The sequence below is a fragment of the Pseudoxanthomonas suwonensis 11-1 genome, from assembly GCF_000185965.1.
GTDB lineage: Bacteria > Pseudomonadota > Gammaproteobacteria > Xanthomonadales > Xanthomonadaceae > Pseudoxanthomonas > Pseudoxanthomonas suwonensis_A.
Window position 1 is genome coordinate 931,889 of record NC_014924.1, and the last position, 23,469, is coordinate 955,357.

Here is a 23,469-nt window from a genome sequence, read left to right on the forward strand (position 1 = left end):
CGAGGACGGCCATGCCAGCCCAGCCCAATCCGCCCGCGCCCACCACCGCCGCACCCCTGGTCGGCGTCGTGATGGGGTCCCGTTCCGACTGGGAAACGATGCAGCACGCCGTGCAGAAGCTCGAGGCCCTCGGGGTTCCGCACGAGGTCCGCGTCGTCTCCGCGCACCGCACCCCGGACGTGCTGTTCGAATACGCCGCCACGGCGCAGTCGCGCGGCCTGCGCGCGATCATCGCCGGCGCCGGCGGTGCCGCCCACCTGCCGGGCATGATCGCCTCCAAGACCCCCGTTCCGGTGCTGGGCGTGCCGGTGCAGAGCAGGGCGCTCAACGGCATGGATTCGCTGCTTTCGATCGTGCAGATGCCGGCCGGCATCCCGGTCGCGACCTTCGCCATCGGCAACGCCGGTGCCGCCAATGCCGGCCTGTTCGCCGCGGCGATGCTGGCCGCCGAGTACCCGGACATCGGTCGCGCGCTGGAGGCCTTCCGCCAGCGCCAGACCGAGGACGTCATGGCCAATGACGATCCGCGGCAGTGAGTCGCCGCGCATGAGCCGTCGCCATCGCGTGGGAATCCTGGGGGGCGGGCAGCTGGCGCGGATGATGGCGCTGGCCGGCCTGCCGCTGGGACTACAGTTCAAGGTGCTGGACCCGGCCACCGACGCCTGCGCAGGCGAGTGCACGCCGCTGGTCAACGCCGCGTTCGACGATGCCGCCGCGCTGCAGGCGTTGGCCGGCGAGGTCGACGTGGTGACCTTCGATTTCGAGAACGTGCCGGCCGACAGTGCCCGTGCCCTGGCCAGCAAGGTGCCGGTGTATCCGGCGCCCGACGCGCTGGCCGTGGCCCAGGACCGCCTGTCCGAGAAGACCCTGTTCCGCGAGCTGGGCATCCCGGTGCCGGCGTTCGCCGCGATCGACAGCCGCGAGGGGCTGGAGCGCGCGCTGGACGAGGTCGGCGTGCCGTGCATCCTCAAGACCCGCCGCCTGGGCTACGACGGCAAGGGCCAGTTCCGCATCCGCAGCCGCGCCGACGCCGATGCGGCCTGGGAAGCGCTGGGCGCGCAGGCGCCACGCGTGGGGCTGATCCTGGAAGCGTTCGTGCCGTTCGACGGCGAGGTCAGCGTGGTCGCCGTGCGCGGCCGCGACGGCGAGTTCCGCGCCTGGCCGCTGACCGCCAACTGGCATGTCGACGGCGTGCTCTCGGCCAGCCTGGCCCCGGCGCCGGTGCCGGCCCGGGTGCAGGAGACCGCGCTCGGCTACGCCCGCCTGCTGGCGGAGAAGCTGGGCTATGTCGGCGTGTTCGCGCTGGAGCTGTTCCGCCGCGGCGACCAGCTGCTGGCGAACGAAATGGCGCCGCGCGTGCACAACTCCGGGCACTGGACCATCGAAGGCGCGGAGACCTCGCAGTTCGAGAACCACCTGCGCGCCGTGCTCGGCCTGCCGCTGGGCAGCACCGCGATGCGCGGGCATGCCTGCATGCTCAACTGGATCGGCGAGATGCCCGACGCCGCCGCCGTACTTGGCGAGGCTGGTGGCCACTGGCACGACTACGGCAAGGAGCCGCGGGACGGGCGCAAGGTCGGCCATGCCACTTTCCGCGCCGACAGCGCGCCGGCGCTTGCCGACGCGCTGGAGTCCGCCGGTGCATCGCTGGGTCGCAGTGGGCAGGTCGACCCGGTCGTGGCGGTGCTGCGCGGCTGAGGCCGCGCGGCGCCCTGCCACCCGGCGGGTCAGCGCAGGCGCCGGGCGACGGCGTCCCAGTCCACCACCTTCCAGAAGCTGGCCAGCCAGGCCGCGCGGTCGTCGTGGTGGTCGATCCAGTGCGCGTGCTCCCACAGGTCGCAGGCCAGCAGCGGGTTGTCGCCACCAACGGCCGGAGTGGCGGCGCCATGGGTCACGACGATGCCGGCACTGCCATCGGGCCGCTGCACCAGCCAGGCCCAGCCGGGTCCGGCCAGCGACAGGGCCATGCGCCCGAACTCGGCGCGGAACCCGGCGAAATCCCCGTAACGGCGCGCCAGCAGCGCGGCCAGGGCGCCGCGCGGCTCGCCGCCGGCGCGTGGCGCCAGGCAGGTCCAGAAAAAGGCGTGGTTCCATGACTCGGCCGCGGCTTCGGCCAGGCGGCCCTGGGCGCGGCGGAGGAGGCTGGGCAGGTCAAGCCCGTCCAGCCCGGAGCCCGGCAGCAGCCGGTTGAGGGTGTCCACGTGGTCCTGGTGGATGGCCCGGTGGGCGTCCAGCGAGGCCGCGGAGACATGCGGCTCCAGCGCGGTCCGTGCGTAGGGGAGATCGGGCAACTCGAACGACATGGGGGAATTCCGGGGGGCGCGGCTGCGGGTGGCCGCGCAGGGATTACAATTGCAACTTCAGTGTAGCCGACGGCCGTACAGGTCCCGTCGTCAGGAGACTCGCAATGGCGGTGATGGATCGCATCCAGGCCGAGGTCGAGAGCCGGCCTATCGTCCTGTTCATGAAAGGCACCCCGGCGTTCCCGATGTGCGGGTACTCGGCCAAGGCCGTGCAGGCGCTGCAGGCCGCCGGCGCCGAGGACCTCCACACCGTCAACGTGCTGGAGGAGCCGGAGATCCGCGCCAACCTGCCGCGATACTCCAACTGGCCGACCTTCCCGCAGCTGTTCCTGCACGGGGAGCTGATCGGCGGCTGCGAGATCACCCTGGAGCTGCTGGAATCCGGCGAGCTGCAGCGGATGGTCAGCGAAGCCCGTTCGCAATGAGCCTGGTCGGTCTTCCCGTGGCGGCGCCGAAGCCGCTGTCAGGTCGTGTCGTGCTCGTGGCAGGCGCCCATGGCGGCCTCGGCAGCGTTTCCGCGCGCGCCTGTGCCGAGGCCGGCGCCACCGTGGTCCTGCTGGGCCGCAAGCTGCCGCGCCTCAACCGGGTCTATGACGCGGTCGCGGCAGCGGGCCCGGAGCCGCTGCTGTACCCGCTGGACCTGGAAGGTGCCGGTCCGGACGACTACGCCGAGCTGGCCACCCGTATCGGGGCCGAACTGGGCCGGCTGGACGGAATCCTCCATTGCGCCGCCGAGTTCCGCGGCCTGACCCCGCTGGAGCACCAGGATCCGGCGCAGTTCGCCCGCGCCCTACACGTCAACCTGACCGCGCCGTGGTGGCTGGTCCAGGCCTGCCTGCCGCTGCTGCGCCAGTCCGCCGATCCGGCGGTGGTGGTGGCGGTCGACGACCTGGCCCGGGTGGGGCAGGCGTACTGGGGCGGCTACGGCGTGGCCCAGCATGGCTTGCATGCCCTGGTCCGGATGCTGGCGGCGGAGCTGGCCAACGATCCGGTGCGGATCTGCGCCCTGCAGCCGGGCCCGATGCGCACCCCGCTGCGCTCGCGCGCCTATGCCGACGACGTCGCCAGCGACCTGCGCGACCCGCAGGACTACGCCGTGCGCTGCGTGCAGCTGCTGTCGGCCGAGGGCGCGGCGTTCCGCGGCCAGCTTGTCACCGGTGCCGGGGGGGTGCCGGCATGACCATCATGTCCACCGCGCTGCTGCTGTTCCTGATCCTGGATCCGCTGGGCAACGTCCCGGTGTTCCTCAGCGTGCTCAAGCCGCTGACCCCGCAGCGCCAGCGCATCGTGGTCATGCGCGAGCTGCTGATCGCCCTGTTCGTGCTGATGCTGTTCCTGTGGTGCGGCAAGTACGCGCTGGAGCTGATGCACCTGCGCCAGGAGTCGGTGTCCATCGCCGGCGGCATCGTCCTGTTCCTGATCGGCATCCGCATGATCTTCCCGCGCCCGGAAGGGCTGATGGGCGAGATCCCGGACGGCGAGCCCTTCATCGTGCCGCTGGCCATCCCGCTGGTGGCCGGCCCGTCGGGCATGGCCGCGGTGATGCTGATGGGCAGCCGCGAGCCCGATCGCCTGTGGGAGTGGAGCCTGGCCCTGTTCCTGGCCTGGGCCGCGACCGCCGCGATCCTGCTGGCCGCGCCGCTGCTGTACCGCCTGCTGGGCCGGCGCGCGCTGACCGCGGTCGAGCGCCTGATGGGCATGCTGCTGGTCGCCATCTCGGTGCAGATGCTGCTCGACGGCGTCGCCGTCTACCTGGGGATGACGACGGGCGCCGCCTGAGCGCCGGATGGCCCGCCGGAACCATGCTGCAGTGCATGAAAATTTGTCATCAGCCGGTCACAGGCTGTCATTATCGTGTTAATCTACTGTTAACCCCTGCGGTGCCGTACGCAGGGAAGTCATTGATCCGCCAAGCCTATCGTTCGGGCTGAAACTTTTCTTTGCCACCCTCCTGAGGCCTTTTGCCATGACCGATCACCGTCGACTCCGGATGTCCAAGCTCGCCCTTGGACTGGTCGCCGCCCTTGCTGCTGCTCCTGCGTTCGCCCAGAGCACCTCCGCCGGTGTCGGCGGCGTGGTGGTCGGCAATGGCGGCCAGCCGGTGGCTGGCGCCGAAGTGACCATCGTCCACGTCGAGTCCGGTACCGTCAGCCGCGCCGTCACCGACGCGTCTGGTCGTTACAACGCCCGCGGTCTCCGCGTCGGCGGTCCGTACACCGTCACCGTGACCAAGCCCGGTGAAGGCACCAAGACCGAAGAGGGCGTGTACCTCAACCTGAACCAGGTCAACACGGTCAACGCCAGCCTGGAAGGCGACGTGACCACCCTGCAGGGCGTGGAAGTCGTCGGTGCCTACATCGGCGGCTCGGACGTGTTCAGCGCCAACAAGATGGGCACCGGCATCAACGTGACCCGCGAGCAGATGGACGCGCTGCCGTCGGCCAACCGCAACATGCAGGACTACATCCGCCTCGACCCGCGCATCTCGCAGGTCAGCAAGGCCGATGGCGCGATCTCGGCCGGTGGCCAGAACACCCGCTTCAACGCGATCCGCATCGACGGCATCGGCGCCGGCGATCCCTTCGGCCTGGAGTCCAACAACTTCCCGACCGAGCGCCAGCCGGTCTCGATGGACGCGATCCAGGAAATCAACATCGACCTGGCTAACTACGACACCACCATCTTCGGTGGCACCGGTGCCGTCGTTAACGCCGTGACCAAGTCCGGTACCAACACCCTGTCGGGCACCGTGTACGCGACCTACCGCGACAAGGACATGGTGCGTTCGCGCCTGGAGGGCGACACCGCCGACTTCGCCGGCTTCAACGACGAGGTCACCTACGGTGCCACCGTCGGCGGCCCGGTCGTGAAGGACAAGCTGTTCTTCTTCGCCAACTACGAGAAGTACACCCGTACCGCCCCGGGCATCAGCCTGGCCGACACCGCCGTCGGCCGCGGCAACGTGACCCAGCAGGACATCCTCGACGTCATCTCGGCCGCCAACGCGCACGGCTTCGACGCCGGCTCGCTGGCCTCGCCCGGCGACAGCAAGACCGAGATCGAGGAGTACGCGGTCAAGCTGGACTGGAACATCAACGAAGACCACCGTGCCGCCCTGCGCTACAACAAGATGGAGCAGAGCGTCATGCGCTTCCCGGGCATGGGCAGCTCGACCGTCTCGCTGAGCAGCTACTGGTACGCCCAGCCGAAGGCCTACGAGACCTGGATGGCGGAAGTGTTCAGCGACTGGAGCGAGAACTTCTCGACCGAGTTCAAGGCCTCGTACAAGGACTACTCCGCGGTCCGCGCGCCGAACTCCAACCGGCCGTCGATCCAGATCCAGGGCTTCCCGGGCAACTCGTCGGTCTACCTGGGCACCGAGGTCAACACCCACGTCAACATCGTGGAGAGCAAGGAGCTCAGCCTGTTCGCGGCCGCCAACTGGTATGTCGGCGACCACGTGGTCAAGTTCGGCTTCGACCACCAGAACAACGACCTGATGAACTTCTACGGTCGCAACCTCAACGGCAGCTACGCGTTCAGCAGCCTGGCCAACTTCATCGCCGGCACCCCGAGCTCGTACTCGGTCCGCGCCCCGCGTCCGAACGGCGGCACCATCGACGACGTCCCGGCCGAGTTCACCCTGAAGAACACCGGCGTGTTCCTGCAGGACACCTGGGCGGTCAACTACAACCTGAGCCTGATGTACGGCGTGCGCGTCGACATCCCGGAGTACAGCAGCCAGGACCTGTACAACCCGTTGATCGAGCAGACCTACGGCTACGACAACACCTACGTGCCTGACACCAAGCTGGTGCAGCCGCGCGTCGGCTTCAACTACACCTTCGACAGCGAGCGTCCGACCCAGCTGCGCGGCGGCGTCGGCCTGTTCGGCGGCGCGGCCCCGAACGTGTGGCTGTCCGGTGCCTACTCCAACACCGGCCTGAACTACGTCGAGTACACCTGCAACGGCGCCATGGCCCCGGTGTTCTCGGCCAACCCGGCCCCGAACATCCCGGCCAGCTGCTCGGCCGGCAACGCCCGCGCCAACGTCGACATCATCGAGCCGGGCTTCAAGGCCCCGTCGGTGTGGAAGTCGAACCTGGCGTTCGACCACGAGCTGCCGTGGTACGGCATCGTCGCGTCGGCCGAAGCGCTGTACACCAAGGTCAAGGACGGCATCTTCGTCCAGCGCCTGGACCTGTACAGCGATGCCGCCGGCAACGGCGCCACCGCCTACGGTCCGGACGGCCGTCCGCTGTTCTGGAACGAGGCTGGCCGTGACCCGACCAAGGCCGGCCGCTACGGCATCGACGCCGGCACCAACGGCGCCGCCGCCAAGGCCAACCGTCCGGACGGCATCGGCGACGTGCTGCTGGTCCGCAACACCGACAAGGGCGAGAGCACCCAGCTGACCGTGGGCCTGGACAAGCCGCTGACCGGCGAGTGGGGCTGGTCGCTGTTCTACACCTACACCACTGCGAAGGAGGTCAGCCCGATGACCAGCTCGCAGAACACCTCCAACTGGGGCAACACCGTCATCGGCACGGTCAACGAGAACGTGGCCTACGACTCGCGCTATGCGATCAAGGACCGCGTGACCGGCCAGCTGCACTGGCAGAAGGCCTTCTTCGGCGACTACAAGACCAAGGTGTCGGCGTTCTACGAGGGTCGTAGCGGCCGTCCGTTCAGCTACATCTTCTACAACGACGCCAACGGCGACGGCGATCCGTCCCGCAGCGGCCAGGCCGGTTACTACAACGACCTGTTCTACGTGCCGGCCGGCCCTGGCGACGTCCTGTGGACCGGTGGCGAGGCGATGGAGCAGCAGTTCTTCGAGTGGCTGTCCAAGCACGGTGACCTGGCTGCGTACCAGGGCCGCATCGCCCCGGCGAATGCGTTCCGCACCAAGTGGACCAACAGCTTCGACGTCCGCATCAGCCAGGAGCTGCCGGGCTTCATGCAGGGCCACAAGACCGAGGTCTCGCTGGACATCATGAACATCGGCAACCTCCTCAACAAGAAGTGGGGCCTGATCGAGGACTACGGCTTCAACGCCACCGCCCGCGTCGCCAACTACGCCGGTATCGATCCGGCCACCGGCAAGTACGTGTACAACTTCTCCGGCACCGGCACCGAGCCGACCATCCAGGAGAACAACAACGACAAGGGCAACACCGCCGTGTCGCGCTGGTCGGTGATGCTGGGCATCAAGTACCGCTTCTGATAGCCAGCTCCATGCAGTGAACAGACGGCCGGGGAAACCCGGCCGTCTGCTTTTCCGGGTCCGGGCGGCGGGCGGGATTGCTTCCGTCCCATCGTGTACGGGCCGGCAGTGCGGGCCCGGTGCCGGGTGGGTTAAAGTCCCCGACCCGGTTTGCACGATGCACAGGAACACCATGAACGAGACCGTCGCCAGCACCCTCCCGGTCCAGGATGCCCGCATCTATCCGCGTGGCGGGCTGGACGTGCTGTCGAGGGCCGAAGTCGCGCGCCTGCGCGACGCCTCCAGCGGCGGCATGCACGACCTGCTGCGCCGTTGCGCCCTGGCGGTGCTTACCAGCGGAAGCGCAAGCGACGATCCGCGCGCGGCGCGTGACCTCTATCCGCACTTCGACATCCAGGTCACCCAGCAGGACCGTGGCGTCCGCATCGACCTGAAGAACGCCCCGGCGATGGCCTTCGTCGACGGCAAGATCATCCGCGGCGTGGCCGAGCTGCTGTTCGCCGTGGTCCGCGACCTGGCCTGGACCGCGATCGAGCTGGGCCCGGAATACGCCGAGGACCTGGAGAGCTCCGCCGGCATCACCGACGCGGTGTTCGGCCTGCTGCGCAATGCGCGCGTGCTGCGCCCGGCCGATCCCAACCTGGTGGTGTGCTGGGGCGGTCACTCGATCTCGCGCGAGGAGTACCTGTACACCAAGCAGGTCGGCTACGAGCTGGGCCTGCGCGGCCTGGACATCTGCACCGGCTGCGGCCCGGGCGCGATGAAGGGCCCGATGAAGGGCGCGACCATCGCCCACGCCAAGCAGCGCAAGGCCGACAACCGCTACATCGGCATCACCGAACCGGGCATCATCGCCGCCGAGTCGCCGAACCCGATCGTCAACGAGCTGGTGATCATGCCGGACATCGAGAAGCGCCTCGAGGCGTTCGTGCGCATGGCCCACGGCATCATCGTGTTCCCCGGCGGCGTCGGCACGGCCGAGGAGATCCTGTACCTGCTGGGCATCCTGCTGCGCGAGGAGAACGCGCAGGTGCCATTCCCGCTGATCTTCACTGGCCCGACCATCGCCGCGCCGTACTTCGAGCAGATCGACCGCTTCATCCGACTGACCCTGGGCGAGGAGGCGACCTCGCGCTACCGGATCATCATCGGCGACCCGCAGGACGTGGCCCGGACCATGGAGGCCGGCATCCGCCAGGTGCGCGAGGCGCGCATCGCGCAGAAGGACTCGTTCTACTTCAACTGGGGCCTGTCGATCCCGCTGGAGTTCCAGCGTCCGTTCCAGCCCACCCACGAGGCGATGGCCTCGCTGGACCTGCACCACGGCCGCCAGGCCTCGGCGCTGGCCGCCGACCTGCGCCGGGCGTTCTCCGGCATCGTCGCCGGCAACGTCAAGGAAGACGGCATGCGCCGGATCGACGAGCACGGCCCGTTCGAGATCCACGGCGCGCCGGACATGATGCAGGCCCTGGACGGCCTGCTGCGCGCCTTCGTCGAGCAGCGCCGGATGAAGATCGCCGGCGAGTACCGCCCCTGCTACCGCGTGGTGGCCTGAGCCACGTCTTCCGAGGGCGCCAGCGGCAGGCGCAGGACGGCCACGTGGCGGCCGTCCTTGATCCACGTGTCCACGCCGCCGGTATTGCCGGTCAGGGCCAGCACCCGCGCGCGTACCGACCGCAGCCCGACCTGGTGGCCGCGGCTGTCGCTGCCCGATGTCCCGGGAATGCTGTTGCTGATCCCGATGCGTACCTCGGCCTCGCCTGCGCCGACTTCGATGCGTACGTCGCCGCCTTCGCGAGAGCGCTCGATGCCGTGGCGGATCGCGTTCTCGGCCAGCGGCTGCACCGACAGGGTCGGCACCTGCACCGCAGGCAAGCCGTCCGGGATCTCCCATGAGACGCGCAGCCGGTCGCCGAAGCGTAGCTGCTCGATCTCCAGGTAGCGGCGGGTGAGGGCGAGTTCGTCTTCGAGCGGCATGGTGGGAGGTCCGGCCAGCGCGGCGCGGAACAGGTCCGCCAGGTCCATCAGCAGGCGCTCGGCCTCGCCGGGGCGCTGCCGGACCAGGGCCACGCCGGTGTTGAGCGTGTTGAACAGGAAGTGCGGGCGGATCCGCGCCTGCAGCGCCTCCAGCTGCGCCTGCTTGGCCTGCAGTGCCAGCTGGGTGGCGCGCCAGTGGTTGTAGAACGCAGCCAGGCCGAGGAGGCCGACGCACAGGGTGACGCCGGCAACCCGTTCCGGGCTCCAGCCGGGCGGGACCGCGCCGCCGGGGATGGTCAGCGCCACCAGCGCCCGGGCGAGCACATGGATCAGCCAGCTGGAGAACACCAGCAGCAGCAGCGCCAGCCCGGCCACGTGCAGCGGCCGCAGCCGCCGGAGCGCTCCACGTACCAGGTAGAGTGCGCCGAGGGTGGCCAGCAGGGTCCACTGCACCAGCAGGCAGGCAAGGCCGAAGTACACCCAGCGGTCGGTCCCCGGCGGCTGGGCGATGGCCAGCACCGCAGCCACGCCAATGCCGGCCACCACCGCCCAGATGATGGCCGGTGCCTGCCACAGCGCGTCCAGGGGCGATGACGGGGGTGGAGCGGATGGGCCGGAAGGTCTTGCCATGCCGGCATGATGCCTTGGCCGGGCCGGTGGCGGGAGCCACCGCTGGCTCCCGGCTTTGGGCCGCCCGTCGGCTGCGTGTGGAGGCCGGGGGTGGGGTCGGCTAAGTTGCTGCTGCATCCAATATGGGGAAATAGGGCATGCATCCTTCGCATGGGCCATCGTGCCGGCGGCGTCGAATCCGCGTGCACGCACGGGCGGAGGGCTTCTCGCTGATCGAGCTGATGGTCACGCTCAGCGTGCTCGCCATCATCATCGCCCTGGCCGTGCCCAACTTCAGCGGCGTGGTCAACGGCAGCCGCCTCACCACCCAGGCCAACCAGCTGGTGGGCGACATCCAGCTGGCACGCTCGGAGGCCCTGCGCCGCAACCGCACCGTGCGCCTGTGCCGCAGCACTGACGGCGCGACTTGTGCCGCCGGCAGCGGCAACTGGAGCGGATGGGTGGTCACCCTGACCGGCGCCAACCCCGAACTGATCCGCTCGACCATGGTCAAGGCGCCGCTGCAGGTCAGTGGCGGAGACACCATCGACTTCCGCGCCGACGGCATGGCCCGCAACTCGACAGGTGGCCTGCTCAACACCACCTTCGTGGTCTGCAGCCCCAACAGGCGCCCGGCAGAAAACCTTCGCGAGGTCGACCTGGCGAGCGGCAGCCGCGTGAGCGTCACCGCCGCCACCCACTCCACGCCGGGAGAATGCCCATGAGCCCGAGCCCCAGCCGTCGCTCGCAGGCCGGTGCTGGCCTGCTGGAGGTGATGATCTCCATCCTGATCCTGGGCATCGGCCTGCTGGGCATCGCCGCGATGCAGGCGACCGCGCTGCGCAATGGCCAGAGTTCGCTCGAGCGCACCCAGGCCGTGATCCAGAGCTACGCCATCCTCGACGTGATGCGCGCCAACCGCCAGAACGCACTAGCCGGCTACTACAACACCAGCGGCATGAAGTGCACCGCGCTGACTGGAGGCGCCGGGCAGCCGGCCGGCCAGACCTCGGCGCAGGGCGAATACAATGTCTGGTTGACCTCGCTGAAGAGTTCGATGGGCCTGGCCAGCGATGCCAGCACCTGCGCCGATGTCTCCTGCGATGCCGGCGTCTGTACCGTCATCGTACAGTGGGACGACAGCCGCGGTTCCGGTGCGGTCCAGCAGGACTCGGCCGGGGCGGAGGAGGGCGAAGCTGAAACGGGCGAAGGCAGTACCACCCGCCAGGTCGTGACGGTGAGCGCCATATGAAGCTTGAGAACTCCCATAACTTCCGCGCCCCGCGCGCGCGCCAGGCCGGTGTCAGCCTGATTGAACTCATGATCTCGCTGACCCTGGGCCTGCTGGTGGTCGGCGCCGCGATCGGCATCTTCGCCTCCAACAAGGCCGCCTACCGCACGACCCAGAACCTCGGGCGCCTGCAGGAGAGCGGCCAGATCGCATTCGAGCTGCTCTCGCGCGATATCCGCGAGGCCGGCTCCAATCCGTGCGACGTCAACCACGCGATCGGCAACATCATCGAAGGTGGCGCCACGGCCACGCCGGACAGCGACGACTGGTACATGGCGGTCAACTTCCCGCTGTACGGCTTTGAGAACGATGGTCCCGACCACGTCTCCGGTACCGATGTGATCCAGCTGCTGCGCACTGGCGACGAGCTGCGTTCCCTCACCGCGGACCTGGTGGGTGGCACCCCGGAAGCAACCTACGCGCCGGGCACGCCGACCTTCAGCGACGGCGACGTCATCATGATCTGCGACATGAAGGCGCTGGGTGTATTCCGTGCCGATGGCGACAGCACCGGCAACGCCGCCAGCGGGACCGTGGGCTTCGGCACCGGCGGCGGCCTGAACACCTGCGACTACTTCCCCGCACCGAACAGTGCCGCCTGCGGTGGCGTCGCCTACGACTTTCCGAAGTTCTCTTCCCTGACCGCCGTGCAGGGCGTGCGCTGGTTCGTGGACGATCCCGACGGCAACTCGGCCAACGGGTTCTCCCTGTACCGCCAGGTCAATGACGGGAATCCAGAGGAAATCGTCGAGGGCATCGTCAACATGCAGTTCCAGTACCTGACCAGTGCCGGGTACGTGAGTGCCACCACCCTGGGTGCTGATGCCAATGCATGGCGCGATGTGCGTGCCGTGCGCATGACCCTGACCCTCCAGGAAGCCGAGGGCAGCGGCACCGGCGGGCAGCGCCTGACCCGCGTCGTCGAAAACGTCGTCGCCCTGCGGAACCGCGTCCTATGAGCCCCGATATCCGTGTTCCCTCGCGCCAGCGTGGTGCTTCGCTGGTGGTCGTGCTGATCCTGCTGCTGGTCATGACCCTGCTGGGCCTGGCCGTGCTCCGCGGCACCCTGCTGGAGGAGCGCATGAGCGCCAACATGTTCGACCGCAGCCTGGCCTTCCAGCAGGCCGAGTCGGCACTGCGCGAAGCCGAAGGCGCAGTCCGCGACGCAGTGCTGGCCGGCGGCAACGGCTGGGTGATCGGCGTCAAGTGCGGCAACGACCCGGACACTGGCGGCCTGGCAGGCATCGATGATTCGAAGTGTGGTGCCACTCCACCCAACGTGTTCACTGGTGGAACGGCCTGTGCCGGGGGCGCACTGACCGGTGATTGCTGGTTCACCGCCACCGACCAGCTTGGTGCCGACAACAAGTCCGCCGGTGCGCCGCAGTACTACATCCAGTACCTCGGCTTGCGCGACAGCTTCGACGAGCTGGGCCTGGGTTCCAGCGCCGGCTCGACCCAGTACGGCGGCGGTGGCGGCGGTGTCGCCCAGGAAGCCATGTACCGGATCTTCGCCCGCAGCCACAACCCGGCCGCCAACGGCGACCGCGCCGTGGTGCTGCTGCAGGCCAACGTGGTGGCCAAATAATGAACAACACAAGAGAACTGCGCACTAGTGCAGGGAGTATCGCGATGGAGAGCTTCCGCAAGTGGGTCTCACTACGCCCGGCTAGGCGCGCGAGCCAGAATATCGCCGTTGCTGTTGGCCTGCTCGTAGCCCTCTGTTCGGTTTCGGCCCTCTCTGGAGTACCGATCGACAGCAAGCCGCTGACGGTAACCAATAGCGTTCCGGGCAATATGGTGTTGCTGCCATCCGTCGAGTGGCCGACGGTGGTGACACACGCAAATGCGCCGGGCGTGTCGGAGGCCGGTGCCAATTATTCTTCTTCGACTGCGTACGCCGGGTACTTCAATACTGAACTTTGCTACGCCTACCAGTACGATGCCGTGGAGGCGAACCGGTACTTCTATCCTGTAGTCGCAGCCTCCAGTCGCAGCTGCTCCGGCAAGACCGCAAGCGATGGCCAGCGGCTGTGGAGCGGCAACTTCATGAACTGGGCGGCAATGCAGGCCGCGGATACCTTCCGTCTGGCGCTGACCGGTGGCTACAGGGTGCATCGTCCAGCGGATGGCACGCCGCCGTCGGTCACGATCACTGGTGCCGACGGCACCAGCGTGACCAAGGCCACGAGCGAGATGCCGGGCGTCACCTATCTTGAGAAGGCCAATTCCGATCGCTGGTCCAACTACACCCCGCTCCGACGTCTGACGTCGGGCGCGGGGAACGTTAGCCCGGTCCGGACCGCCGGCATCCGCCTGCGCATCGGCGGTTTGCGGAACCAGATGTGGTTTATCCCGTCATCGGACGGTGGTCTGGGTAGTGAGCAGAGCTGGAATGATCCCAAGGCGCTGTCGTTGCCGGTTACGAGTGGAAACCAGGCGTCGCCCGCGGGCACCGCGGTGACGGCGGTGCCATACAACCCGGCTGCCCATGCGTTGCCCGATTCGAATACTACCTGCGCGGCGAACTATTCATACAGCTCTTCGAAGGCTGTTTGCACACGGTCCGGGCACAACGATCAGGCGCCTACGGCCTATGGCCGGGATGCCGTTTATGCGGTGAGCGTGCGCGTCAAGGTGTGCGATGGCGTGCTGGATACCCGCTCGATATGTACCCGCTACGGCCAATACTACAAGCCTGAAGGCCTGCTGCAGGCCAATGCCAAGAAGACCCGCTACAGCCTGTTCTCGTACCTGACACAGAGCGGCCAACAGCGCAACGGCGGCGTAATGCGCGCCCGGCAGAAGCTGATTGGACCCGTGACTGCAGCCGAGATCGCGGGCGCGGAGAAGCCGTATCCGGACCGAGCGGGCCGGATCTCCGGCATCGATAACCCCGAATGGGATCCGGTAACAGGCGTGATCATCAACGATCCGGACAGTACTGATTCGAGCGCGACCACCGCCCGCATCGGTTCCTGTGGGACGTCTTCAAGCGACCCGCCGGACGGCAGCGGCTGCGCCGTTCGCTACAGTGGCGTTATCAACTACCTGAACCGGTTTGGTCAGATCCACACCGGGATGACCACCCTGAAGGCCTACGACAACCTGTCGGAGATGTATTACACCGCGCTGCGTTACCTGCGAGGCGTGGGCAATATTGCCGACTACAGCAGCCTGAGCGGTACCGCGAAGGATCGTTACCAGAACGCGGACGGCCTCCCGGTGATCCAGAACTGGTATCGCACTGGCGACAACGCCTCTGTGACGCCGTGGACCACGGGGAATCGGACGGTGGGCACGGATGCGGATCCCATGCTCTATCGCTGCCAGACCAACGTGTTCCTGGGTATTGGCGATACGGCAACAAACAACGAAGACGCAGGTCACAGCGGCGATGGCGACATCGCCCAGGGCTTTACCTCTACGTGGCTGGGGTATACCGAGGGCAACAACACCGCCCGCAACTACACCGCTGCCTTGGCCTATTGGGCACATATCAGCGATATTCGCCCGGACGTGCCGAACACCGTCCTTTCTACCAACCCTGACCGGAAAAAGGGTCAGTCGGTCAGTACGTACTGGGTGGACGTGGTAGAGCTGAACGACCTGAAGGCCAAGGAGACAAACCAGTACTACCTGGCCACCAAGTACGGCGGCTATACGATCTCCGAGGATTCCTACAAGGCGGACGGCAGCGCCGAGCGCAGGGACACCGCCTGGTTTAATGACAACCGCAGCGCATGGACGGCAGCCACCGCGACGGCGAAGACCCAGACCGGACTTGGTGGTACCGGTGACTTCTATCTGCCCAACAACATGTACCTGGCCAACAATGGCGAGGCGATGATCCGTGGCCTGAATTCGGCCTTCCAGAAGATTGCCGACGATATCAGTGGCTCTGGCGGTTCGTTTGCAAGTAACACGACCAAGCTGGAGGTTGGCGCGAGGACCTACCAGGCCAAGTACATCTCCAACGGCTGGGGTGGACGCCTGACCGCATCCAACGTCGATGTTGCCACCGGCAGCCTGACCGACGTGTGGGATGCCTCCGACTGGCTGGGCCAGGCCGCCGGCGATACCAAGGTCAATGCCACGGCTACGACCCTGGACTTCACCCAGCGCAAGATCCTGTACAAGGGCGCCAGCGGGCTGACCAACTTCATCAGCAACTGGAACAACGGCGCGGTAGTCGGTAGCCCCACGCTGTCGAAGCCGACGCCGTTCGCCGCCCTGACCGACCTGCAGCTGCGCTATATCCTGGGCGAGCGGGTGCACGAGCGTCAGTCTGCCGCGACAGGCAGCCAGCAGATCTTCCGCAACCGCCGCGGCATGCTGGGTGACATCATCAACTCCACCCCGGTATTCGTTGGAAAGCCGAACGCCAGCCTGTATCCGAACGACCCCAGCTATGCCGAGTTCGCCGCGGCCCAGGCCGCGCGTGCTCCGGCTGTCTACGTCGGCGCCAACGACGGCATGCTGCACGCGTTCAACGCGCCGGATTCGGGCAACACCAATGCCGGCCGGGAACTGTTCGCCTTCATGCCGACCGAGGCGATGTCGGTGCTGACCCAGAACGACCCGGGCACCAACCGTTATCCTTACTGGGATCCGGCCTACGACCACGCCTATTCGGTGGACGGCGAGATCACCGTGGCCGACGTCAAGATCAGTGGCACGTGGAAGACGGTGCTGGTGGGCACCATGGGTCGGGGCGGCAAATCCATCTTCGCACTGGACGTCACCAATCCGTCCTCGCCCGCGCTGCTGTGGGAGAAGACCGCCAGCGACGCCACGGTGGGCAGCCTGCTGGGCAATGCCCTGGGGCGCCCGATCATTGCCAAGGTCAGCGACGACGACTGGCGCGTGTTCCTGGGCAACGGTCCCAACAGCAGCGCGGGCACTGCGGCGCTGATCATGCTCGACGTCGCCACCGGCGCCAACGATGGCTCGATCAACACCGGCGTCGCGGGCGACAATGGCCTGTCTGCGGTCAACGTGTGGGATGCTTACGGCGCTGTGATCCCAAGCCGTCCGGACGGCAACTTCGACACGGTGTATGCCGGCGACCTGCTTGGGAACCTGTGGAAGTTCGACATCGCCGCCGGTACCGCGACCAAGCTGTTCGAGACCCAGACTGGCCAGCCGATCACGGTCGCGCCGCTGGTGGCCCGCAATCCGTATGCACCGGCCGAGACCTGGCTGTTCTTCGGTACTGGCCGCTACCTGAGCATGGCCGATACCAGCGCTGCCGCGAACGAGGTGGTGCAGAGCTGGTACGGCATCATCGACCGGGACTCGCTGGTCGAGCTCGGAGACCTCAACAAGGTCAGCATTACCCACGAGGACGCCAAGGGGCGCGTGATCGAGAAGGTCACCGCTCCGGGTGCCGACGGTTGGTACATCGACCTGGAGTCGCCGGCCGAGGCCGCCGGCGGTACCCCCCGTGGCGAGCGAATGGTGGTGCCGAATTTCTTCCAGGGCATGGCCCTGATCGGCACCACGCGCTTCCCGGATTCGACCGATCCGTGCTCGCCCAGCGGCAAGGGCTTCACCATGGCGATCAACCCGTTCACCGGTGGCCGCCTGGGCAATGCCTTCTTCGACATCGATAATTCGGGCGATGTCGGCGACGCGGGCGACTACAAGGACGGTGACACGGATACCCCGTACTCGGGCGTGGGCTACGACAGCGGTCCGAACAACCCGATCTTCCTCGGCTCGTACATGTACACCAGCCTGGACGACGGCACCTATGCCAAGTACAAGACCAGCGGCGCCCAGGCCATGGTGCGGCGTGTTTCCTGGAGGGAGGTGATCAATGGCAACTGACCGGAGCAGGGGGGCATGGGTCGGCGCGCGTCGCGTCGAGGGATTCACCCTCATCGAACTCATGATCGTGGTCGCGGTGATAGCGATCCTCGGCACGATCGCGAATGCGAGTTACAAGGGGTACGTCATCAAGTCGCGGCGCGCCGCGGCGACTACCTGCCTTGAAGAGCGCGCCCAGTTCCTGGAGCGTTACTACACGACCAACCTGACCTACACCGGCGCACCCAATCCCGCGCAATGCGGCCCAGAGCTGGAGTCCTTCTACGAGGTCACGCTGAACGTCACGGATTCAAAGTCGTACACGCTGACTGCCACGCCGACAGACCGGCAGGACGATGACAAGTGCGGAACGCTCACGCTCAACGCAAGGGGCCAGCGCACCGCCAGTGGTCCTTCCGGCGTCGCCGACTGCTGGTGAAGTGGTCATGGCTGGCGGATGGCCGCGGGATCGGGCGATCCCGCCCATCCCGGTAACGTCCCACAATGCCGGCCCGTTGGGCCGGCATTGTGCGTTATGGAGTGCGGGGGCAAGGCGCCCTGGAAAACGCCCAAAGAAAAAGGGTTCGCATTGCTGCGAACCCTTTCCTGGATCTGGCGCCCGAAGTTGGACTCGAACCAACGACCCCCTGATTAACAGTCAAGTGCTCTAACCGGCTGAGCTATTCGGGCGGGGGCGCGTATTGTACGCAGATGGGTTCCGGCGCGGCAAGGGGGTCTGGCGATCCTGATGCCGTTCCGGCGCGATCTTCCGTCGGCACGCGCGCCGGCCGGCCTAGGCACGCGTCTCGCAGGGCCTGCCAGGCGCTGCTTTCCGCCAGCGGGCGCGGCCGGCGTTGTTGACGATGATCTCCGCATGCAGGCGCTCGCCAGCGCAGACCCGCAGGGTGAGGTTGGTGCCCGGCGACAGGCCGTCCGGCCGGTAGCGCACCCGGACGCGGCCGCTGCTGGAGAGGATGCGGATCGAGGTATGGACCGGCGCGGTCTCGTCGCGCAGGACGTCGTTTGGGGACCTGGGCTGGCCTTGGCGCGCCGGGTCGCGGTACAGCAGCCAGCCCCTGCTCCAGTCGGTGCCGCCGCTGCACAGGCCATCCCCGCGGGAGGGGCAAAGCGTGACCGGCATCCGCGAGCTGATGGCAGCGGTGCGGGCCATCGCCAGCTCGGTGGTCATCCCGTGCATGGCGGCGGCGACGCGCTGGCGTTCGGCCAGCTCCTGCATGGTGGGCACGGCGATGCCGGCCAAGATCGCCACCACGGCCAGCGTGACCATGAGTTCCACCAGGGTAAAGCCGTGCCCTCGGCCCGGCGCATCCATGCGCATCGCGAAGTTCTCCCGCGCGGGTGGCCCCAGCATCGCGCGACCCCAGGCCTGCGGAAATCGGGCAGGACCGCGCCTGGCTGTAGGACTTTTTCCGGGGGGCGGTCGGATCGGCGGCCGCGCGCCGGAGGCGAGAGGGCACCGGTTGAGGACTGCGGGCGACCAGCGGCAGGCGCCGGGGTCGCGTAAGCCAGGGAGAGCAGGGCAGTACTTCCCGCACCGGCTTGCCCGGCGTTCGTCATGCCGCTTAACCCAACCCCAGCCAACAGCCCGCTGCGTTCCACGCGCCCGGAACGGGCCGGCTCCTATACTCCAAGGTCTCCCGAAGACGCCTGCCTGCCGCATGAGCGAACGATTCGAACTGGTCTCCCCCTACGCCCCTGCGGGCGACCAGCCGTATGCCATCGAGAAGCTGGTCGAGGGTTTCGACGCCGGCCTGGCGAAGCAGGTGCTGCTCGGCGTCACCGGCTCGGGCAAGACCTACACCATCGCCAACGTGGTCCAGCAGGTGCAGAAGCCGACCCTGGTGATGGCCCACAACAAGACCCTGGCCGCGCAGCTGTACGGCGAGTTCAAGGCGTTCTTCCCCAACAACTCGGTCGAGTACTTCGTCAGCTACTACGACTACTACCAGCCCGAGGCCTACGTCCCCTCGACCGACACCTTCATCGAGAAGGACAGCTCGATCAACGACCACATCGAGCAGATGCGCCTGGCCGCGACCAAGGCCCTGCTGTCGCGGCGCGACGTGCTGGTGGTGGCCACGGTCTCGGCGATCTACGGCCTGGGCGCGCCGGAGGACTACCTGTCACTGCGCCTGATCCTGTCGCGCGGCGAGCGCATCGACCAGCGCGAGCTGCTGCGCCACCTGACCCAGCTGCAGTACACCCGCAACGAGTACGAGCTGCAGCGCGGCACCTTCCGCGTGCGCGGCGAGGTGGTGGACGTGCACCCGGCCGAAAGCGACGCCGAGGCGGTGCGCATCGAGCTGTTCGACGGCGAGGTCGAGAACATCTCGCTGTTCGACCCGCTCACAGGCGAGGTCCTGCGCCGGGTGCCGCGCTACACCATCTACCCGAAGACCCACTACGCGACCACCCGCGACCGCGTACTCAGCGCGATCGAGACCATCAAGGTCGAGCTCAAGGAGCGGCTGGAGCAGCTTTACGCCCAGAACAAGCTGGTCGAGGCGCAGCGCCTGGCCCAGCGCACCCAGTTCGACCTGGAGATGATGGCCGAGGTCGGCTTCTGCTCCGGCATCGAGAACTATTCCCGGCACCTGACCGGCAAGGCCCCGGGCCAGCCGCCGCCGACCCTGTTCGACTACCTGCCGGCCGACGCGCTGCTGGTGGTGGACGAGTCGCACGTGACCATTCCGCAGATCGGCGCCATGTACAAGGGCGACCGCTCGCGCAAGGAGACCCTGGTCGAGTTCGGTTTCCGCCTGCCCTCGGCGCTGGACAACCGCCCGCTGAAGTTCGAGGAGTGGGAGGAGCGTGCGCCGCGTTCGATCTACGTCTCCGCCACCCCGGGCCCGTACGAGCAGCGCGAGGCCGGCGACCAGGTGGTCGAGCTGGTGGTGCGTCCGACCGGCCTGGTCGACCCGCAGGTGGAGATCCGCCCGGTCGGCACGCAGGTCGACGACCTGATGGGCGAGATCAACAAGTGCGTGGCCCAGGGCGACCGCGTCCTGGTCACCACCCTGACAAAGCGCATGGCCGAGAACCTCACCGACTACCTGGCCGAGCACGACATCAAGGTCCGCTACCTGCACTCGGACGTGGACACGGTCGAGCGCGTGGAGATCATCCGCGACCTGCGCCTGGGCAAGTTCGACGTGCTGGTGGGCATCAACCTGTTGCGCGAGGGCCTGGACATGCCGGAGGTCTCGCTGGTGGCGATCCTGGACGCGGACAAGGAGGGCTTCCTGCGCTCCTCCGGCTCGCTGATCCAGACCATCGGCCGCGCCGCCCGCAACCTGCGCGGCCGGGCGATCCTGTACGCCGATTCGATCACCCGCTCGATGCAGGCGGCGATCGAGGAGACCAACCGCCGCCGCGAAAAGCAGGAGCAGTACAACGCCGAGCACGGCATCGTCCCGCGCCAGGTCGTCCGCCAGATCATGGACGTGATGGAGGGCGCTCGCGCCGAGCCGGGCGAGACCAAGGGCAAGGGCAAGGGGCGCGGCAAGACCCGCCAGGTCGCCGAGCCGGCTGCTGACTACTCGACCCTGGACCCGGCCAAGGCCGTGGCGAAGATCCAGGAGCTGGAGCAGCGCATGTACCAGCACGCCCGCGACCTGGAGTTCGAGGACGCCGCGCGCCTGCGCGACGAGATCCGCAAGCTCAAGGAAGCCAGCCTGGTCGGCTGAGGCCCGCCCCCTGTTGTGGAATCCCTCCGGGGCAGGGTAGAATGCGCGCCCCTGCAGACGGCAACGCCGTCGGGCAGCGGAAGATGGGCGGTTAGCTCAGCGGTAGAGCACTACCTTGACATGGTAGGGGTCACAGGTTCGAACCCTGTACCGCCCACCACCTCCAGGCAGGTGGAAAAACAAGGCCTTGAACAGAAAGCCCCGCCCGCGCGGGGCTTTTTGCCGTGCGCGTCCGGCGCCGGCGAGGCCCGCGCCGTTCAGCCGGCCAGGGCATCGAGGATGCGCAGCGCGATCCGGCGCTTCTGCGCTGGCAGGCGCCGGAACCGCATCAGCAGGTCGCTCTCGGCCTCGTCGTGGGCATGCTCGCCGCGTTCGGCGCCGGTGGCATCGCCGGCGTCCGGGCGCATGGCGCCGCGCGCGGTGGCCAGCCACTCCGCGCTGACCCCGGCTTCCACCGCGATCTGCAACAGGTGGTGCATGTTGGGCGTGGTGCCGAACGGGTGTTCCCACTGGGTCACGGCGCTGCGCTTCACCCCCACGCGCCGCGCCAGCTCTGCCTGGCTGAGCCTGGCAGAGAGCCTGGCCTTGCGGATACGGATCGACAGTGCGCTCATGGATATCCGTCCACGAAGTGCCGCGTCCCCGGGACGCCGGCCCTGCCAGGCGGCGATGCGGCGACGCCAGCGGCCCGCCGACGTTGTGCGGTTCCGCTGTCCATGACCCCTGCCGCCACAGGATTCCACGTCCGGCGGGCCGATGCAAAGCGGGGCTGGACCGCGGCCGCGGAGCAGGCGGGCGGCTTCGGTGGCAGGCTGTCGCCCCATCCGCGGGACCCCGGCTGGAACGGGTGCCCCGGCGAGGGGCAATGGCGCATGCCCCGGCTGGCCGCGGTCAGGCATACGGAGGAGGGTGCGCCGCCGCCATGGACGCGGCAGCTTGTCGAGGACGACACCATGTTGTGCATCTGGCTGTTCGGGTCGCTGTGCATCGGCAACGACACCTCGGGCGCGGGCGCGACCGCCGTATCCGGCCGCTGCGGCAGCCTGCTCGCCTACCTCGCGCTGGGCCGCGGGCGTTACTTCAGCCGCGCCGAGTTGCTCGGGACCCTGTGGCCCGAGCGCAGCGCGTCGATGAGCGCGGGTTCGTTCAATACCGCGCTGTGGCGCCTGCGCCGGGTGGTGCAGGCGCGGCCGCCGGGGGCCGGCGTGCTGATCGCCAGCGACCGCCGTGGCGCGATCGGCCTGGCCGGCGGCGACGAGGTCTGGCTGGACGTGGAGGAGTTCGAGCGGCGGATCGCGCCCGGGCTGGCGCGACCGATCGAGCAGCTGGCCGAAGCCGAGATCGAGGACCTGCGCGCAGGCGTCGCCCTGTACAAGTCGGACATCCTGCTCGAGTTCAGCGATGACTGGGCCCTGCGCGAACGGGAGAAGCACCGCCGCCACTACCTCAATGCGCTTTGGAGGCTGATCCAGGTGGAGAGCGTGCGCCGCCAGTACGCCGAGGGCATCCGCCATGCCCAGGCGATCCTAGACTGCGACCCACTGCGCGAGGACGTGCACCGCGAGCTGATGCGGCTGTTCGTGCTCAACGGCCAGCGCGCGCAGGCCCTGCGCCAGTTCGAGTCCTGCCGCGACCTGCTGCGGCGCGAACTGGCGATCCCGCCGATGGGCGAAACCACCGCGCTGTACCGGCAGATCGCCGAGCACGCCCTCGCCCTGGATCCGCCATCGCCCGCGTCCATGCCCCTCGCGCCGGCCGATGTCGCGCTGGACGCCCTGCATCTGCAGGCGGCGGAAGCCGGCCCTCGGGCGCATCCGCGCGACACCATCGCCATCGCCCGCCAGCACCTGGCCGCCGCCGATGCCCAGCTGGAGCTAGGCCTGCGCCTGTTCGGCTGATCCGGCAGCAACGGCCAGGCCCGCCGCACGCGCGTACTGCCGCGCCAGCGGCGCCTCCGCGGGCATGCATCCCGCGCGGCAGCGGGAAGGCGCCTGTGCACCCACGCCGCCCCCACCACGCGCCGCTCCCACGCGTCACCCCCTTCCCTCACCACGTCTCCCGTCGCCATCAGGGGCCCGCGGGCGAGCATCACGTGCCCGCCGGCCGCGTGAGATGGCGCGGTGATGCTCGCGTGATCCGGCGGTGATGGCGGCCGCGCAGATTCGTGCCATCGCCTCATCGTCCAGGCTCCGCCATGGCATTGCTCGAGGACCGGTCCGCCGCCTTCATCGTTCGCATCTGGTGCGAGCGCGGCGAAAACCCGGGCCCCGGCCCGGAATGGCGCGGCTCGGTCGAGCATGTCCAGAGCGGCCAGCGGATGTTCTTCCGCCACCTGGACGCGGTGCTGGACTTCATGAAGCCGCACCTGGAAGGCCTGGGCATCGACGCCCACCAGCGCTTCTGGGAGCGCATGTCCTCGGCAATGGAAGAGGAGCGCGACGCCCCCGCGGAACTGCGCTTCGACTTCGCCGCCGCCGGCCCCGTCCCGGTTCCCGCCGCGCCCGCCGCCGCCATCGCCGGCAACGTCCACAAATCCCGCTAGGA

Annotated in this window: 20 protein-coding genes and 2 tRNA genes; 17 read left to right on the forward strand and 5 right to left on the reverse strand. The window is 68.1% G+C overall.

All coding sequences use genetic code 11. The annotated features are described in order from the left end of the window. The first annotated feature begins 11 nt into the window (after window positions 1–11). On the forward strand, window positions 12–536 hold the full coding sequence (purE, locus tag PSESU_RS04165; protein ID WP_013534521.1) for a 5-(carboxyamino)imidazole ribonucleotide mutase: 525 nt from the start codon (window positions 12–14) through the stop codon (window positions 534–536). 10 nt (window positions 537–546) lie between these two features. Continuing rightward, a complete protein-coding gene (locus PSESU_RS04170; protein WP_041764445.1) occupies window positions 547–1,698 on the forward strand; it encodes a 5-(carboxyamino)imidazole ribonucleotide synthase in 1,152 nt (383 codons plus the stop codon). A gap of 29 nt (window positions 1,699–1,727) precedes the next feature. Here PSESU_RS04170 and PSESU_RS04175 read toward each other — a convergent pair whose 3' ends face one another. Further along, the gene (locus PSESU_RS04175) at window positions 1,728–2,303 is read right to left on the reverse strand and encodes a Fe-Mn family superoxide dismutase (protein ID WP_013534523.1); all 576 of its coding nucleotides are present in this window, start codon (window positions 2,301–2,303) and stop codon (window positions 1,728–1,730) included. Between the two features lie 104 nt (window positions 2,304–2,407). Between PSESU_RS04175 and grxD the strand changes: the two genes are divergently transcribed. From grxD to ppnN, 5 genes are all read left to right on the forward strand, one after another. After that, complete coding sequence (gene grxD / locus PSESU_RS04180) at window positions 2,408–2,728, forward strand: Grx4 family monothiol glutaredoxin (protein ID WP_013534524.1); 321 nt, start codon at window positions 2,408–2,410, stop codon at window positions 2,726–2,728. Beyond that, window positions 2,725–3,483, forward strand: a complete 759-nt coding sequence (locus tag PSESU_RS04185) for an SDR family oxidoreductase (protein WP_013534525.1) — start codon at window positions 2,725–2,727, stop codon at window positions 3,481–3,483. Before grxD ends, PSESU_RS04185 begins: the two co-directional genes overlap by 4 nt. Then, window positions 3,480–4,082 (forward strand): YhgN family NAAT transporter, encoded by a 603-nt coding sequence (locus PSESU_RS04190; protein ID WP_013534526.1) that lies wholly within the window; start codon window positions 3,480–3,482, stop codon window positions 4,080–4,082. The genes PSESU_RS04185 and PSESU_RS04190 overlap by 4 nt, the downstream gene beginning before the upstream one ends. Before the next feature lie 211 nt (window positions 4,083–4,293). Continuing rightward, entirely contained in the window at window positions 4,294–7,530 is a 3,237-nt protein-coding gene (locus PSESU_RS04195) for a TonB-dependent receptor (protein WP_155942715.1), read from the forward strand. Between the two features lie 172 nt (window positions 7,531–7,702). Next, entirely contained in the window at window positions 7,703–9,085 is a 1,383-nt protein-coding gene (gene ppnN, locus PSESU_RS04200) for a nucleotide 5'-monophosphate nucleosidase PpnN (RefSeq protein ID WP_013534528.1), read from the forward strand. Here the strand turns inward: ppnN and PSESU_RS04205 are convergent. Beyond that, window positions 9,067–10,137 (reverse strand): sensor histidine kinase, encoded by a 1,071-nt coding sequence (locus PSESU_RS04205; protein WP_013534529.1) that lies wholly within the window; start codon window positions 10,135–10,137, stop codon window positions 9,067–9,069. The two genes, ppnN and PSESU_RS04205, sit on opposite strands and share 19 nt — an antisense overlap. Window positions 10,138–10,319: 182 nt before the next feature. Between PSESU_RS04205 and PSESU_RS04210 the strand changes: the two genes are divergently transcribed. The 6 genes from PSESU_RS04210 to PSESU_RS04235 are packed head-to-tail and all read left to right on the forward strand — an operon-like array spanning window position 10,320 to window position 17,657. After that, entirely contained in the window at window positions 10,320–10,841 is a 522-nt protein-coding gene (locus PSESU_RS04210; RefSeq protein ID WP_041763833.1) for a GspH/FimT family pseudopilin, read from the forward strand. After that, entirely contained in the window at window positions 10,838–11,368 is a 531-nt protein-coding gene (gene pilV / locus PSESU_RS04215; RefSeq protein ID WP_013534531.1) for a type IV pilus modification protein PilV, read from the forward strand. Before PSESU_RS04210 ends, pilV begins: the two co-directional genes overlap by 4 nt. Continuing rightward, window positions 11,365–12,366 carry a PilW family protein gene (locus PSESU_RS04220; RefSeq protein ID WP_013534532.1) on the forward strand — a complete coding sequence of 334 codons (1,002 nt, stop codon included), beginning with the start codon at window positions 11,365–11,367 and terminating at the stop codon, window positions 12,364–12,366. The genes pilV and PSESU_RS04220 overlap by 4 nt, the downstream gene beginning before the upstream one ends. Further along, window positions 12,363–12,995: a pilus assembly PilX family protein gene (locus tag PSESU_RS04225; RefSeq protein WP_013534533.1), complete on the forward strand. Its 633-nt coding sequence runs from the start codon at window positions 12,363–12,365 to the stop codon at window positions 12,993–12,995. Before PSESU_RS04220 ends, PSESU_RS04225 begins: the two co-directional genes overlap by 4 nt. 44 nt (window positions 12,996–13,039) lie before the next feature. Continuing rightward, entirely contained in the window at window positions 13,040–17,239 is a 4,200-nt protein-coding gene (locus PSESU_RS04230; RefSeq protein ID WP_013534534.1) for a pilus assembly protein, read from the forward strand. Then, the gene (locus PSESU_RS04235; protein WP_013534535.1) at window positions 17,229–17,657 is read left to right on the forward strand and encodes a type IV pilin protein; all 429 of its coding nucleotides are present in this window, start codon (window positions 17,229–17,231) and stop codon (window positions 17,655–17,657) included. The genes PSESU_RS04230 and PSESU_RS04235 overlap by 11 nt, the downstream gene beginning before the upstream one ends. Before the next feature lie 174 nt (window positions 17,658–17,831). Here PSESU_RS04235 and PSESU_RS04240 read toward each other — a convergent pair. Continuing rightward, a tRNA-Asn gene (locus PSESU_RS04240) sits at window positions 17,832–17,908 on the reverse strand. Between the two features lie 103 nt (window positions 17,909–18,011). Further along, a complete protein-coding gene (locus PSESU_RS04245) occupies window positions 18,012–18,590 on the reverse strand; it encodes a GspH/FimT family pseudopilin (RefSeq protein ID WP_233275252.1) in 579 nt (192 codons plus the stop codon). A 307-nt stretch (window positions 18,591–18,897) separates the two neighbouring features. On the opposite strand from PSESU_RS04245, the gene uvrB reads away from it, so the two are divergent. Together uvrB and PSESU_RS04255 are read left to right on the forward strand one after the other, a co-directional pair. Continuing rightward, window positions 18,898–20,925 carry an excinuclease ABC subunit UvrB gene (gene uvrB, locus PSESU_RS04250; RefSeq protein WP_013534537.1) on the forward strand — a complete coding sequence of 676 codons (2,028 nt, stop codon included), beginning with the start codon at window positions 18,898–18,900 and terminating at the stop codon, window positions 20,923–20,925. Window positions 20,926–21,010: 85 nt separating this feature from the next. Continuing rightward, window positions 21,011–21,085: transfer RNA gene (locus PSESU_RS04255), tRNA-Val, on the forward strand. 97 nt (window positions 21,086–21,182) lie between these two features. Here PSESU_RS04255 and PSESU_RS04260 read toward each other — a convergent pair. Then, window positions 21,183–21,539 carry a helix-turn-helix domain-containing protein gene (locus tag PSESU_RS04260; RefSeq protein WP_013534538.1) on the reverse strand — a complete coding sequence of 119 codons (357 nt, stop codon included), beginning with the start codon at window positions 21,537–21,539 and terminating at the stop codon, window positions 21,183–21,185. Between the two features lie 339 nt (window positions 21,540–21,878). Between PSESU_RS04260 and PSESU_RS04265 the strand changes: the two genes are divergently transcribed. Together PSESU_RS04265 and PSESU_RS04270 are read left to right on the forward strand one after the other, a co-directional pair. Further along, on the forward strand, window positions 21,879–22,823 hold the full coding sequence (locus PSESU_RS04265) for an AfsR/SARP family transcriptional regulator (protein ID WP_013534539.1): 945 nt from the start codon (window positions 21,879–21,881) through the stop codon (window positions 22,821–22,823). Window positions 22,824–23,119: 296 nt separating this feature from the next. Beyond that, complete coding sequence (locus tag PSESU_RS04270) at window positions 23,120–23,467, forward strand: hypothetical protein (protein ID WP_013534540.1); 348 nt, start codon at window positions 23,120–23,122, stop codon at window positions 23,465–23,467. Window positions 23,468–23,469: the final 2 nt, after the last annotated feature.

Bases quoted from the DNA above. Each gene is read 5' to 3' on its own strand.
- purE (WP_013534521.1), top strand. From the start codon at position 12: ATGCCAGCCCAGCCCAATCCGCCCGCGCCCACCACCGCCGCACCCCTG.
- PSESU_RS04170 (WP_041764445.1), top strand. From the start codon at position 547: ATGAGCCGTCGCCATCGCGTGGGAATCCTGGGGGGCGGGCAGCTGGCG.
- PSESU_RS04175 (WP_013534523.1), bottom strand. From the start codon at position 2,303: ATGTCGTTCGAGTTGCCCGATCTCCCCTACGCACGGACCGCGCTGGAG.
- grxD (WP_013534524.1), top strand. From the start codon at position 2,408: ATGGCGGTGATGGATCGCATCCAGGCCGAGGTCGAGAGCCGGCCTATC.
- PSESU_RS04185 (WP_013534525.1), top strand. From the start codon at position 2,725: ATGAGCCTGGTCGGTCTTCCCGTGGCGGCGCCGAAGCCGCTGTCAGGT.
- PSESU_RS04190 (WP_013534526.1), top strand. From the start codon at position 3,480: ATGACCATCATGTCCACCGCGCTGCTGCTGTTCCTGATCCTGGATCCG.
- PSESU_RS04195 (WP_155942715.1), top strand. From the start codon at position 4,294: ATGTCCAAGCTCGCCCTTGGACTGGTCGCCGCCCTTGCTGCTGCTCCT.
- ppnN (WP_013534528.1), top strand. From the start codon at position 7,703: ATGAACGAGACCGTCGCCAGCACCCTCCCGGTCCAGGATGCCCGCATC.
- PSESU_RS04205 (WP_013534529.1), bottom strand. From the start codon at position 10,137: ATGGCAAGACCTTCCGGCCCATCCGCTCCACCCCCGTCATCGCCCCTG.
- pilV (WP_013534531.1), top strand. From the start codon at position 10,838: ATGAGCCCGAGCCCCAGCCGTCGCTCGCAGGCCGGTGCTGGCCTGCTG.
- PSESU_RS04220 (WP_013534532.1), top strand. From the start codon at position 11,365: ATGAAGCTTGAGAACTCCCATAACTTCCGCGCCCCGCGCGCGCGCCAG.
- PSESU_RS04225 (WP_013534533.1), top strand. From the start codon at position 12,363: ATGAGCCCCGATATCCGTGTTCCCTCGCGCCAGCGTGGTGCTTCGCTG.
- PSESU_RS04230 (WP_013534534.1), top strand. From the start codon at position 13,040: ATGGAGAGCTTCCGCAAGTGGGTCTCACTACGCCCGGCTAGGCGCGCG.
- PSESU_RS04235 (WP_013534535.1), top strand. From the start codon at position 17,229: ATGGCAACTGACCGGAGCAGGGGGGCATGGGTCGGCGCGCGTCGCGTC.
- PSESU_RS04245 (WP_233275252.1), bottom strand. From the start codon at position 18,590: ATGCTGGGGCCACCCGCGCGGGAGAACTTCGCGATGCGCATGGATGCG.
- uvrB (WP_013534537.1), top strand. From the start codon at position 18,898: ATGAGCGAACGATTCGAACTGGTCTCCCCCTACGCCCCTGCGGGCGAC.
- PSESU_RS04260 (WP_013534538.1), bottom strand. From the start codon at position 21,539: ATGAGCGCACTGTCGATCCGTATCCGCAAGGCCAGGCTCTCTGCCAGG.
- PSESU_RS04265 (WP_013534539.1), top strand. From the start codon at position 21,879: ATGTTGTGCATCTGGCTGTTCGGGTCGCTGTGCATCGGCAACGACACC.
- PSESU_RS04270 (WP_013534540.1), top strand. From the start codon at position 23,120: ATGGCATTGCTCGAGGACCGGTCCGCCGCCTTCATCGTTCGCATCTGG.